This is a genomic window from Aeromonas crassostreae, assembly GCF_054052445.1.
In genome coordinates, this window is sequence record NZ_JBSTYM010000013.1 from 113,123 (window position 1) to 127,293 (window position 14,171).

The following is a 14,171-nucleotide window of genomic DNA, read 5'->3' on the forward strand; positions in this document are numbered from 1 at the left end:
CTCCTTACTGCGCCTGGATTCTGAGTTCTGCACTGGAACGACTGGTGTGGCCCAAGAGGGACTTGACGTCGCTGGACTTGGGCTTGATCAGCTTGAACTTCGGCACATAGGAATCAAAGTTGGCCAAAATTTCCTCGGCGCGTGAGCTGCCGGTTGCGTTCAGATGTTCTGTGATGATGCCGCGCAGGTGCTCCTGGTGAATGGCGAGGCTCGCCACCTCCAGCAGTTCCACCAGCTCGGGGTTGGTGCGCTTGGCGAAGTTGCCATCGCAGTCGAGCACATAGGCAAAACCGCCTGTCATGCCCGCCGCGAAGTTGACCCCGGTCTCGCCCAGCACGGTGACGATACCCCCTGTCATGTACTCGCAGCCGTTGTCGCCAATCCCCTCGACCACCGCCAGCGCACCTGAGTTGCGCACCGCGAAGCGCTCGCCCGCGGTACCGGCCGCGTAGAGCTTGCCGCCGGTGGCGCCATAGAGGCAGGTGTTGCCGATGATGGCCGCCTCGTGGGACTTGAACGACACGCCCACATGGGGTTTGACCACCAGCTTGCCGCCGGTCATGCCCTTGCCCACGTAGTCGTTGGCATCCCCGGTGAGGATCATCTCGAGGCCCCCCGCGTTCCAGACGCCGAAGCTCTGGCCTGCGGTGCCGTTGAAGTGGACCCGTACCGGATCGGCGGCCATGCCCTGGTTACCGTGACGTTTCACGATCTCGCCGGACAGGCGGGCCCCCACGGAGCGGTCCGTGTTGCGGATGTCGTAGCGATACTCGCCGCCGCTCTTGGTCTCGACGGCCTCGAGCAGGTCTTCGACCATGCGCAGGTTCAGGGGCCCCTTGTCGAAGGTGGGGTTATGCTGCTGGCAGAACAGGCTGGAGCCTGCCACCGCCACCGGCTTGGCCAGGATGCCGGAGAGATCCAGCTTGGCCTGACGGGCGGTGAGGCCGGGCAGGGCTTCCAGCAGCTCGGTGCGGCCAATCAGATCCGTCAGCTGGCTGACCCCGAGCTGGGCCATGAGTTCACGGGTCTCGTGGGCGACGAACTTGAAGTAGTTCATGGCCATCTCGGGCAGACCGGTGAAGTGCTCGCGGCGCAGCTTCTCGTCCTGGGTGGCGACGCCGGTGGCGCAGTTGTTCAGGTGGCAGATACGCAGGTATTTGCAGCCCAGCGCCACCATGGGGCCGGTACCGAAGCCGAAGCTCTCGGCGCCGAGGATGGCCGCCTTGATGATGTCCAGACCGGTCTTGAGACCGCCATCCACCTGCAGGCGCACCTTGTGGCGCAGGCCGTTGGCGACCAGGGCCTGCTGGGTCTCGGCCAGCCCCAGTTCCCAGGGGGAGCCGGCATACTTGACCGAGGTGATGGGGCTCGCGCCCGTGCCGCCGTCATAGCCCGAGATGGTAATGAAGTCGGCATAGGCCTTGGCCACGCCGCAGGCGATGGTGCCGACGCCGGGCTCGGAGACCAGCTTGACCGACACCAGGCAGCTCGGGTTGATCTGCTTGATGTCGAAGATGAGCTGAGCCAAGTCCTCGATGGAGTAGATGTCGTGGTGCGGCGGCGGCGAGATCAGGGTCACGCCGGGCACGGAGTAACGCAGCTGGGCAATCTGGGCCGTCACCTTGTCACCGGGCAGCTGACCCCCTTCGCCGGGCTTGGCGCCCTGGGCCACCTTGATCTGCACCACGTCCGCGTTCATCAGGTAGTGGGGGGTGACGCCGAAGCGCCCCGAGGCCACCTGCTTGATGCGCGAATTCTTCTCGGTGCCGAACCGCTTGGGATCCTCGCCGCCTTCGCCGGAGTTGCTCTGACCACCGAGGCGGTTCATGGCGATGGCCAGGGCCTCGTGGGCCTCGGGGCCCAGGGCGCCGATGGACATGGCGGCGGAGTCGAAGCGCTGGTAGAGGTTGGTGGCAGGCTCCACCTCGTCCAGGGAGATGGCCTGCTGGCCCTGCTTGACCCCGATCAGATCGCGCAGGGTCGCCACCGGCCGTTCGTTGACCAGGCGGGCATAGTGCAGGTAGTCGCTGTATTCGCCGGAGCGCACCGCGGTTTGCAGGGTCTGCACCACATCCGGGTTGTAGGTGTGGTACTCCTCGCCGTGGACGAACTTGAGCAGGCCGCCCTGGTTGAGGGGTTTGCGCTTGAGCCAGGCGGTGCGGGCCAGATTGAGCTGATCCTGCTGGATGTCGTCGAAATCGGCGCCCTGGATGCGGCTGGATACGCCGCGAAAGCAGGTCTCTATGACGGATTGGGAGAGGCCGATGGCTTCGAACAGCTGGGAACAGCGGTAGCTGGCCACCGTGCTGATGCCCATCTTGGACATCACCTTGTAGAGGCCCTTGTTGATGCCGTTGCGGTAGTTGAGCATGGCCTGGCGCAGGCTCATCTTGAGCACACCCTCTTCCACCTGCTTGGCCAGGGTCTCATAGGCGAGATAGGGGTAGATGGCGGTGGCACCAAAGCCCAGCAGCACGGCGAAGTGGTGCGGATCGCGGCAGCTGGCGGTCTCTACCAGTATGTTGGCGTCGCAGCGCAGGTTGTTGTCCACCAGGGTGCGTTGCACCGCGCCCACCGCCATGGCGGCCGGGATGGGCAGGGTGTCGGCGCTGATGTCCCTGTCAGACAGCACCAGCAGCACGGTACCGGCGCGGGCCGCGGCCTTGGCCTCCTCGGTGACACGCATTATCGCGGCCTCGAGCCCCTCTTCCGGGCGGTAGTTGAGGCTGATCACCAGATGACGGTAGTGTTCCCCTTCGAGCGCCTTGAGCTGGTTGACGTCGGAGTAGAGCAGGATGGGGGACTGGAACAGCACCCGGTGGGCATGGCCGAAGGTCTCGTTGAAGACGTTCTGCTCGCTGCCGATGCAGGTGGCCAGGGACATGACGTGATTTTCCCGCAGCGGGTCGATGGGCGGGTTGGTCACCTGGGCGAACATCTGGCGGAAGTAGTCGTACAGGGTGCGCTGACGGGAGGAGAGCACCGCCATGGGGGTATCGTCACCCATGGAGCCGACGGCCTCCTGGCCGTTCTCGCCGAGCACGCGAATGATCTGATCCAGCTCCTCGTAGGAGTAGCCGAACAGCTTCTGATAGGTCTTGAGTTGATCGTCGTCCAGCTCGCGGGCGCCTGTGTTGGCGTCATCCATCTGCTCGAACGGCACCAGGCGTTTGCAGTGCTTGCCCATCCACTCCCTGTAGGTGTGACGGCTCTTGAGATCGTCGTCGATCTCGAAGCTGGTCCACACCTTGCCGTTGCTGGTATCCACCACGAACAGCTCGCCCGGGCCGACCCGGCCCTTCTCCAGCACCTCGTCCGGGGTGTAGTCCCAGGTACCCACCTCGGAGGCGAGCGTGATGAACTTGTCCTTGGTGATGACGTAGCGGGCCGGGCGCAGGCCGTTGCGGTCCAGGGCGCAGGTGGCGTAGCGGCCGTCGGTCATGACGATGCCGGCCGGGCCGTCCCAGGGCTCCATGTGCATGGAGTTGAAGTCGTAGAAGGCCCGCAGATCTTCATCCATGTTCGGGTGTTTCTGCCACGCGGGCGGGATCAGCAGGCGCATGGCACGGAACAAGTCCATGCCGCCGGCCAGGAAGAGATCCAGCATGTTGTCCAGGCTCGAGGAGTCGGAGCCCGTGGTGTTGACGAAGGGGGCGGCCTCTTGCAGGTCCGGAATGAGCGGTGTCGCGAACTTGTAGCTGCGCGCCTTGGCCCACTGGCGGTTGCCGGCGATGGTGTTGATCTCGCCGTTGTGGGCCAGATAGCGGAACGGCTGCGCCAGCGGCCAGCGCGGGCTGGTGTTGGTGGAGAAGCGCTGGTGGAACACGCAGATGGCCGATTGCAGGCGGATGTCGGCGAGATCCAGATAGAAGTGCGGCAGGTCCACGGGCATGCAGAGCCCTTTGTAGACGGTGACCAGGTTGGAGAGACTGACCACGTAGAAGTAGTCGTCGCTGATGCGCTTCTCGATGCGGCGGCGCACGATATAGAGGCGGCGCTCGAGATCCTTGTCGACCCAGCCGGGGGGCGCATTGACAAACACCTGCTCTATGCTGGGCAGGGAGGCCTTGGCGATGGGGCCGAGCACATGGGTGTCGATAGGTACCTGACGCCAGCCGACCAGGCTCAGGGTTTCCCGTTCCAGCTCTTCATTGATGATGTCGCGGGCCTGCTGGGCCAGCACGGGATCCGGGTTGAGAAATAGCATGCCGACCGCGTACTTGCGGCCCAGATGCCATCCCTTCTCTTCGGCGACCGCCCGAAAGAAGCTGTCGGGTTTTTGCAGCAGCAGGCCGCAGCCATCGCCGGTCTTGCCATCGGCGGAGATGCCGCCGCGGTGTTGCATGCGAGCCAATGCTGACATCGCGAGACGGACAAGCTTGTGGCTGGCTTCCCCTTCCATGTGGGCCAACAGGCCGAAGCCACAGTTATCCCTCTCCAGCTTTGGATCATATAGTGACATTGCATTTCTCCCTTGCTCGGCCTTCCATCGCACTGTCATCAACAGATTGCATAAATTGCGATTGGCTCTTGTGGTTCCGTCCGCCTGACGTGGCGAACCTCCAAACTAATGGGAATTTTGCAGCAGGTCAATTGGACAAGTCAGATGTTTTCGTTGTTACAGCAGCATAACAAAATCTGGCTGCATATCGACGATGATGGGGTTTAGTGGTTTTTTATTTTGTTATTCATTTGCTCTTTAGTTCAATCATGACGTTTGTCGCATTTTTTTAGTTCAGGCAACATCCCTGTGGGATTGTAGTAATCTTACCAACTCCCTCCTGGTGTGAATGAGTTTGATCACACTTCTCTTTCCCGAGGCTTGCTTTTGGTTTTCTTCGGTATAGCCATTGATTTGTTGTTATAAACAAAAACTTACACATCTCTCCCACGACTATTCCACCACGGTATTCTTGGCGTCATCGTCAGGATGGGTTCTGATAAAGTCCCTTATGAGGATATTTATTCGCTCTAGCATGAATATTTATATGTTTTCACACCCGCCAGACTCTTGATCCAGCTCAGCATGGTGACCAACCGAGCTTGTACAATTTCGGTTTTATCAGGAAACGTCATGCAGTTACACGAGCTGGTCAATACCCTGGGGCAGGATCTCAAGCGCCGCCATGGCGAGAAGATCCACAAGCTCTCCATTCATGGCGCCTTCACCTGCCCGAACCGGGACGGCACCCTGGGCCGAGGTGGCTGTACCTTTTGCAACGTCTCCTCCTTCGCCGACGAGTCGGCCCAGCAGCTTTCCGTGGTGGCCCAGCTGCACGCCCGCCGCGACGAGGTGACCCGGGCGCGGCGCTATCTCGCCTACTTCCAGGCCTATACCAGCACCTATGCCGAGGTGGCCTACTTGAAGCGCATGTATGAGGAGGCGCTCTCGGTCAGCGACATGGTGGGGCTGTGCGTCGGTACCCGGCCCGATTGCGTACCGGATGCGGTGCTGGATCTGCTGGCGGGTTATCAGCAGCAAGGCTATGAGGTGTGGCTGGAGCTGGGCCTGCAAAGCGCCAGCGACCAGACCCTCAGGCGGATCAATCGCGGCCATGGCTATGACGCCTACGCCGATGCGGTGCGCCGCGCTCACCTGCGCGGCATCAAGGTGTGTACCCATCTCATCGTCGGTCTGCCGGGGGAGTGCGCCATGGACAGTGTGCAGACCCTGCGCCAGGTGGTCGATACCGGGGTGGAGGGGATAAAGCTGCACCCCCTGCACGTGGTGGCGGGCAGCATCCTCGGCAAGGCCTGGCAGGCGGGGCGCCTCGAGGTACCGACCCTGGAGGAGTATGTGGCGGCGGCGATCGCCATGATCCAGCAGACCCCGCCAGAGGTGGTCTATCACCGCGTCTCGGCGTCAGCCCGGCGACCGACCCTGCTCGCCCCCGCCTGGTGCGAGAACCGTTGGACAGCCATGAGTCTTATCGCCGAGGGGTTGTCCCAATCGGGCCCGCAAGGGCAAGGGGTGGGACGCCCCTTCCTCCCGACTAGCCAGTAGCTGATAAATTTGTCATATTTGGCTAATTAAACAGTGAGTTATTAGATGGAAAATCAGACTTTGCTCTATAGTTTTCAGGGCGCTGAGCTGGTAATGTGCCTCGTTTGACCATCACTGTTTAGTCCGCATCGGCTGGTTGCTGCCACCCTCTCTATATGGCATTGAGGGGGCCAGGTGACACATCTCTCCTCTGTCGATGTGTGATCAAGGAGGGTGGCGAACGAGAATCACATTTGGCTTGTCACGTGCGGTCATCGGTCCCAAATCCCCTGATTGGCGCTGCGGGAGCCCGGATAAGCCGAGCGCCAGCCTCATCTATAAACAGGACAATATGCAAGCAGAAACCGACCATATCGACGAGTTGTTGGAGTGCCTGGTCTTCCTGACCCGTTTCTACGGCGTGCCCAACAGCAAGGATGCCTTGACCACAGGGCTGCCCCTGGTGTCGGGTCGCCTGACTACCGCCCTGTTCAGCCGCGCCGCCGAGCGGGCCGGGCTGTCGGCGCGGGAGGTATTGCAGCCCCTGGATCAGATCTCCTCCCTGTTGTTGCCCTGCATCTTGCAGACCCGCAATGGCGGTGCCTGCATCCTGCTGGAGTGGAGCGAGGACCGCAGCCAGGCCAAGGTTATCTTTCCCCAGGCCGGTGATGCGGCCGAGTGGTTGACGGCGGCCCAGCTCGGTGACGAGTACCTGGGGCGGCTCTTCTTCGTCAAGAAGCAGTTTCGCTTCGACGAACGCTCCCCCAAGGTACTGGAGACCCGGGACGGTCACTGGTTCTGGAGCACCCTGCTGGAGTCCCGCGGCATCTATCGCGACGTGCTGATCGCCTCCATCCTCATCAACCTGTTTGCGGTGGCCAGCCCCCTGTTCACCATGAACGTCTACGACAAGATAGTGCCCAACCTGGCATTTGATTCCCTCTGGGTGCTGGCGGTGGGCGCCGTGGTGGTGTTCACCTTCGATTTCGTGATGCGCCAGTTGCGCAGCTACTTCATCGACATCGCCGGCAAGAAGTCGGATGTGTTGCTCTCGGCCAAGATCTTCGCCAAGGTGATGGGGATGCGGATGGAATCCAGACCCGCCTCCACCGGCGCCTTCGCCAAGCATCTGCAGGAGTTCGAGTCGGTGCGCGAGTTCTTCACCTCGGCCACCGTCTCGACCCTGATCGACCTGCCCTTCGCCATCCTCTTCCTGGTGGTGATCTGGCTGTTTGCCGGGGTCATGGTGGTGGTGCCCATCGTCGCCATGCTGATCCTGCTGGCATACAGCTTCTATATCCAGGGTTCCCTCAAGCAATCCATCGAGGAGGGATCGCGGCTCGCCTCCCAGAAAAATGCCAACCTGGTGGAGAGCATCGCCGGTCTCGAGACCGTCAAGATCTTCGGCGCCGAGAGCATGTTCCAGCACCGCTGGGAGCAGGCCGTCTCCCATATCTCCACCTGGGGCGTACAGACCCGGCGCATCACCAACTCCATGTCTTCCCTGGCCAGCTATGTCCAGCAGGTGGTCACCGTGGGGCTGGTGATCGTCGGCGTCTACCAGATCGCCGACGGCCTGGTCACCATGGGGGGCATGATCGCCGCCGTCATGCTATCGAGCCGTGCCATCGCCCCCATGGTGCAGCTCTCCGTCCTCTCCACCCGCTACAACCAGGCCCGCTCCGCCCTGACCATCCTCGAGGGCATCATGAGTACCCCGGGCGAGCAGGAGGAGGGGCGCCAGTACGTGCATCATCCCGTGATAGAGGGGCGCATCGAGTTCGAAAACGTGACCTTCAAGTACCCTGGCATGGAGACCAGCACACTGCATGGCATCAATCTCAAGATTGAGCCGGGGGAGAAGGTGGCCATCATAGGACGCATTGGCGCGGGCAAGACCACGCTGGAGAAGCTGCTGATGGGGCTCTATCGCCCGACCGATGGCTCGGTGCGGCTCGATGGCTTCGAGCTCGATCAATTGGCGCCCTCGGCCGTGCGCCGCAACATCGGCTGCGTGCCCCAGGACGTGACCCTCTTCTTTGGCTCGGTGCGGGACAACATCATGCTCGGCAATCCCCTGGTGGACGATGCCAAGGTGCTGCGCGCCGCCAAGCGGGCCGGGGTGACCAGTTTCACCAATCGGGATCCCAACGGCCTGGACAGGCAGATAGGCGAGGGGGGGCGTCAGCTCTCCGGCGGTCAGCGCCAGGCCATATTGCTGGCCCGCGCCCTGCTCAATGATCCGCCCATCCTGGTGATGGATGAGCCGACTTCCAACATGGACAATCAGTCCGAGCAGCAGGTCAAGCAGGAGCTGGCCCGGCTCGGGCCCGAGACCACCCTGATCGTTATCACCCACAAGACCCTGATGCTGGACGTGGTCAACCGGGTGATCGTCATGGAGCAGGGCAAGATAGTGGCCGATGGTCCCAAGGTGCAGGTGTTGCAACAGCTCAAAGAGGGTAAGGTCAGGGTTCAGGAGGCATCCCATGGATAAGAAAGCGGTGCTGCCCGCCCAGGAGCATCTGACCTTCGTCGATGATGGCGCCGCCGCCGTGCTGCTGAGCACGCCGACCCGGGCCAGGGTGCTGCTCTGGTGCTGCTTCATCTTCTTCATGAGTGCCCTGGTGTGGGCGGCCTGGGCCAAGCTCGACGAGGTGACGGTGGGGCAGGGCAAGGTGATCCCGTCTCGCCAGTTGCAGGTGATCCAGAACCTGGAGGGGGGCATCGTCAAGGAGATCTTCGTCAGGGAGGGAGACATAGTCGAGAAGGGGCAGCCCTTGCTGCGCATCGATGACACCCGCTTCAGCTCCGATTTTCGCGAGCGTGAACAGGAACTGGTCACCCTCAAGGGCGACATCGCCCGACTGCGGGCCGAGATCCGCAGCGTCATCGTCAAGAGTGACCGCAACATCGGCTGGCGTGAACAGGTGGTGATCGACAAGCAAGCCATCGATTTCCCGGAAGGGTTCGAGAACGTGTTTGCCGAATATGCGGCCCGTGAGGTATCGGCGCAAAATGATCGACTCAACAATCTCAAGAACCAGCTCTATATTCTGGGCCAGCAGATAGAGCAGAAAGAGCAGGAATTAATCGAGCTCAACGCGAAAATACGCACCGTGAGCCGCAGTGTGGATCTTGCCCGCCAGGAGCTGAATATCAGCCGCCCCTTGGCAAAAGAGGGCATTGTGCCTCAGGTGGAATTGATCAAGCTCGAGCGCCAGGTCAATGACATGCAGGGGGAGTTGGAGAGCAATCGGCTCGTTATTCCCAAATTGAATTCGGCATTGCGTGAGGCCATCTCCAAACGCAATGACATTGCCTTGAAATTCCGCGCCGATGCCCAGACCGAGTTGAACGAGCGGCAGGGGAAATTGGGCCAGCTCTCCGCCGGTCAGGTGGGATTGCGGGACAGGGTCGATAGGACCAGCGTGGTTGCTCCCCTCAAGGGAACGATCAAGAAGCTGAAAATCAATACCTTGGGTGGGGTGGTCCAGCCAGGCATGGACCTGATGGAGATAGTACCGCTTGAGGATACACTGCTGATTGAGGCCAAGGTATCACCCAAGGACATCGCCTTCTTGCGGCCAGGTCTGGAAGCCGTGGTGAAATTTACCGCCTATGATTTCACCATTTATGGCGGGCTTCATGGCAAGGTAGAACAGATTAGTGCTGATTCCATTCAAGATGAGGAGGGTAATTCCTTTTATTTGGTGCGAGTCAGAACGGAGAAGAGTTATCTTGGGGATGAGACCAATGCACTGCCCATCATCCCCGGTATGTTGGCCAGTGCAGATATCATTACGGGTAAAAAGAGTGTCCTCGACTATTTGCTAAAGCCAATATTGAGGGCCAAGCAGTCGGCATTGAGGGAACGATAAGCCAACAATTAATAAAAACATATGACTGGAGATATTATGAAAAAGACGATTGTTGCCATGATTGTGAGTGGCGCTGTATTCCTTCCGGGCCTGGCTCAGGCCCAAACGTTGGAGCAATCCGTTGCTCAGACGCTGGCTACCCACCCCAAAATCAAGGAGGCATTTGATCTCTACCAGGCTCGCATGCATCAGCATGATGGTGCCAAGGGGGGCTACTATCCCACCGTCGATCTGCGCGCCGGGGTCGGCTATGAAGAGACCGACAGCCCGACCACTCGCGTGGGCGGCCCGGGCGTCGATGACAGCATGACCCGCAAGGAGGCGGGCCTGAGCCTGCGTCAGATGCTGTTTGACGGCTTCGATGTCAGCAACAACGTGTCCCGCACCGAGGCCGAGGCCAATGCCCAGCGGCTGGCCATGATCTCGGAAGCGGAGAACACGGCACTGCGCACCGCCGAGGTGTATCTCAACATGCTGCGCCAGCAAGAGATACTGGAGCTCTCCAAGGACAACCTGGCGACCCATGAGCAGATCCGCAGCGACATCAGCAAGCGCACCGACTCCGGGCTGGGTTCCACCGCGGACCAAACCCAGATTGAGGGCCGGGTCGCCCGTGCCTACGCCAACCAGGCCGCGGCGGAGAACAACTATCGCGATGCAGAGAGTGAGTACATTCGCGTCGTCAACGAAACCCCCAAGGATCTGGTTCAGCCGGTACCCGATGCCAGCCTGATGCCCGCGACCATAGAGACGGCGCTCAAGACGGCGACCGAGGCGCACCCGACCCTGCTCTCCTCCCTGCAGGACATAGAGGCGGCCAAGTACCAGCATGAAGGGTCCAAGTCCGGCTTCTATCCCAACGTCGCCATCGAGGTGGACAAGAACTGGAACGAGGACATCGATGCCATCAAGGGGCGCAATGACGATCTGACCGCCATGGTGCGCATGCGCTACAACCTGTTCCGCGGCGGTTCCGATCTGGCCGAGAGCAAGGCCACCTCGGCGCTCTACTCCCAGGCGAAAGACATTCACCTCAATGCGTTCCGTCAGGTGGAGGAGGGGACTCGTCTGGCCTGGAATGCCAAGCAGTCTCTGGATCAGCAGAAGATCTATCTGCAACAGCATGTGGACGCGAGCTATGACACTGTCCAGGCCTACAAGAAGCAGTTCGGGCTGGGTCAGCGTACCTTGCTGGATGTCTTGAACACGGAGAACGAACTGTTCGAGGCGCGCCGCAGCTATATCAATGCGCAGTATGACTCCCTCCTGGCTGACTATCGCATCCTCAATGCGACCGGCAGCCTGCTCAATGCCATGCAGGTGCAGCAACCCGCCGAGTGGCAAGCCAAGAACTGATGCAGTGAACCTATGCTGCGTGTCGGGGGTGATGACAATCTGCTTGTCGTCACCCCAGTATCAGGGGGCAGCATGTCGCTCTCATCTCCTGTATCTTGCACCTCATGTGATGGGTAGCCCGTTGAGTAGGGGAAAGATGTGACATCGTGGCCAATCGGGCGTTGGCTCAGCCCCTGTTATCGCAAGGGGCGACATCTGCTCTGGTGCGGGCTTGCCCTGCTTCCTCTGCTGCTGGCGGCGAGTCAGCCGCTGACGGATGCCGATCTGGCCCTCATCAAGCGGGCCAAGGACACCTATGGAGAGCGGGCGGGCAAACGCACCGCGAGCTGGCGCCTGCTTGCCCTGGAGAGCCGGGCGGCGGCCTGGTCAGAGCGCCAGAAGCTGGAGCGGGTGAATCGTTTCTTCAATCAGCTGCGATTCATTGATGACAGCAAGCTGTGGCGCAAGCAGGATTACTGGGCCAGTCCCCTCGAGTTTCTGGGGGCCGCGGGGGGGGACTGCGAAGACTTCAGCATCGCCAAGTATTTTACCCTGCTGGAGCTGGGCATCGACGATGAGAAGATGCGGATGGTGTATGTCAAGGCGCTGGATTACAACCAGTTTCATATGGTTGTCGCCTACTATGAGACCCCGTCATCCGTGCCGATCATTCTGGATAACCTGATAGGAGACATACGCCCGGCGACCGAGCGTAGCGACTTGCTGCCTATCTACAGTTTCAATGGTCGTCACCTGTGGTTGATGAAGGCCCGTGGTCAGGGGGAGCTGGCCGGGCAGTCTTCACGTTTGGGATTATGGAATGATTTACGCAATCGCATGACTTCTGGGCGATTGGCTCGACCTGTGGTGAATTTGGATGAGTAACCTATGACGCTATATCGACAACTACTGGCCACCATGCTGCTGCTGTTCGGGCTCCTCTTTGCCGTGACCTACTGGGTCCAGTTCAATTCGACCCGCAGTTATCTGGCGCAGCAGCAGGAGACCACGGTGATCAACACGGCCACCTCCCTCGGGTTGGCGCTGACCCCCTATCTCGAGAATGGCGACAAGGTGAGTGCCGAGTCGGTGCTCAAGGCCGTGTTTGATGGCGGCTATTACCAGCAGGTGCGACTCGACATGCTGGCCTCCAAGGAGGTGATCGAGCTCGACAACAGCCATGGCATCCAGGGCGTACCCGCCTGGTTCATGGGGTTGGAGCTGTTTCCTGTGGTATCCAATGAGTCGATTCTCACCTCTGGCTGGCTGCAGCTCGGCAAGCTCAAGGTGGTCGGCCACAGTGGTCAAGCCTATTACGAACTCTGGCAGGGCATGACCAATCTGGCGAGCTGGTTCATCATCGGCTTCCTGGTCACGACCCTGCTGCTGATGCGTGCCCTCAATTATCTGCTCAAGCCCCTGGCCCAGATCCGGGAGCAGGCCCGGGAGATAGAGCTGCACCATTTCGGCCATGTGATCCCCGAGCCGCGCACACTAGAGCTCAAGCAGGTGGTGCAAGCCATCAATACCCTCTCCGGCAAGCTGGCCACCCAGTTCAAGGAGCAGGCGCAAGAGGCCGAGCATCTGCGCGAACGGGTCTATCTGGATGCCGTGTCGGGTCTGGGCAACCGGGCCTACTTCGTCGGTCAGGTCAACGCCTGGATAGCCGAGGGCGGGGAAGGGGGCATACTGCTGGTGGCGGTGGACATGCTCGACGACATCTATCGGGAGGAGGGCTTCGCCGCTCGCGACAACATGGTCAAGAGCATAGCCCAGAGCCTCAATGATGAACTCAGTGGCTGGGACGGGGCGGCCATCGCCCGTATCTCCGCCACCGAATATGCCCTGCTCTGCCCGACCAGCGAGCTGGCCAGCCTGCAAGAGCTGGCCGAGCGGATCAACGGCCGGATCGCCGATCTGGTGGTCAACCCCATGGGTGAGGCTGATGCCTTGTCCGTGATAGGGATCGCCGGGCGCGACAGCCAGGATGACCTCTCCAGTCTGCTGACCAAGGCGGATAATGCCCTCGGCCGGGCGCGCAACGAACGCCGTGGCGCCGTGGTGATGGAGGGTGGCCACGCCCAGGGCATGATGGGACGCCTGGCGTGGCGGGATCTGGTCGAAGATGCCATCGCCCGCCAACTGTGGCGTTTCAAGGCGCAACCAGCCTGTCGCTTCGATGATGGCACCCGGCTGCACGCCGAGCTGTTTGCGGCTATTCATCGCGATGGTCACGACTATTATGCCGGCCAGTTCCTGCCTGCCATCGAGCAGTTCAAGCTGGGCAGCGAATTTGACCAGGCGGTGCTGACGGCCACCGTGCCCTTGCTGCTCAAGGAGAGCGCATTGGTGCTGGCCATCAACATCACCCCGGGGGCCATCTGTTCCGACGAGTTCCTGCTCTGGTTGGGCCGCTTCCTTGGCAGCCACCCCGGCCTGAAGGATCGTCTGCTGCTCGAGCTACCGGAAGGCACCATCTTGAAGCATCAACCCAGGGTCGAGGCGCTGGTGGCCGTGCTGCAGGAACAGGGTTTCCAGTGGGGCGTGGATCACTATGGTCGCCACTTCCAGTCGCTGGGCTATCTGGAGCAGCTGGCCCCCAGCTATGTCAAGGTGGACCATGGTTACACCAGCCAGGTGATGGAGCCTGGGGCGGATACCGCCTTCCTGGCCGCCGTGTGCCGCGCCGCGCACAATGCAGGGATCATGACCATCGCCACCCGGGTCGAGAACGAGCAACAGGTCGAGCTGCTCTCCCGCCTGCACATCGATGGCTATCAGGGTTTCGTTCACCCTGCCTTCCCCATCTGAGGCTGGTCGCCTCATAAAAGGGCGCCGCTGGGCTAATGCCGATCAGTTAAGGATCCATTGACCGATCCTGCTGATGTGTAAAAATCCGAAACCTGTTGATTTGGTTTCGGATTTTTTATGCGTATCGAACAGGCTCTCGACTTCCTCCACGCCAGCAATAT

Annotated in this window: 7 protein-coding genes; 6 read left to right on the forward strand and 1 reads right to left on the reverse strand. The window is 60.8% G+C overall.

Annotated elements, in window-relative coordinates; genetic code table 11:
- Positions 1–4 precede the first annotated feature (4 nt).
- On the reverse strand, positions 5–4,462 hold the full coding sequence (gene gltB, locus ACW5W4_RS12110) for a glutamate synthase large subunit (RefSeq protein WP_456689538.1): 4,458 nt from the start codon (positions 4,460–4,462) through the stop codon (positions 5–7).
- 612 nt (positions 4,463–5,074) lie between these two features.
- Between gltB and ACW5W4_RS12115 the strand changes: the two genes are divergently transcribed.
- From ACW5W4_RS12115 to ACW5W4_RS12140, 6 genes are all read left to right on the forward strand, one after another.
- The gene (locus tag ACW5W4_RS12115) at positions 5,075–6,004 is read left to right on the forward strand and encodes a TIGR01212 family radical SAM protein (protein ID WP_456689539.1); all 930 of its coding nucleotides are present in this window, start codon (positions 5,075–5,077) and stop codon (positions 6,002–6,004) included.
- 331 nt (positions 6,005–6,335) lie between these two features.
- Positions 6,336–8,480, forward strand: a complete 2,145-nt coding sequence (locus tag ACW5W4_RS12120) for a type I secretion system permease/ATPase (protein ID WP_456689540.1) — start codon at positions 6,336–6,338, stop codon at positions 8,478–8,480.
- Complete coding sequence (locus ACW5W4_RS12125) at positions 8,473–9,864, forward strand: HlyD family type I secretion periplasmic adaptor subunit (RefSeq protein ID WP_427263349.1); 1,392 nt, start codon at positions 8,473–8,475, stop codon at positions 9,862–9,864. Before ACW5W4_RS12120 ends, ACW5W4_RS12125 begins: the two co-directional genes overlap by 8 nt.
- 36 nt (positions 9,865–9,900) lie before the next feature.
- Entirely contained in the window at positions 9,901–11,220 is a 1,320-nt protein-coding gene (locus ACW5W4_RS12130; protein ID WP_456689541.1) for a TolC family outer membrane protein, read from the forward strand.
- A gap of 138 nt (positions 11,221–11,358) precedes the next feature.
- Positions 11,359–12,084: a transglutaminase-like cysteine peptidase gene (locus tag ACW5W4_RS12135; RefSeq protein WP_427263351.1), complete on the forward strand. Its 726-nt coding sequence runs from the start codon at positions 11,359–11,361 to the stop codon at positions 12,082–12,084.
- Between the two features lie 3 nt (positions 12,085–12,087).
- Positions 12,088–14,010, forward strand: coding sequence for an EAL domain-containing protein (locus ACW5W4_RS12140; RefSeq protein WP_456689542.1), 1,923 nt, complete (start codon positions 12,088–12,090; stop codon positions 14,008–14,010).
- Positions 14,011–14,171: the final 161 nt, after the last annotated feature.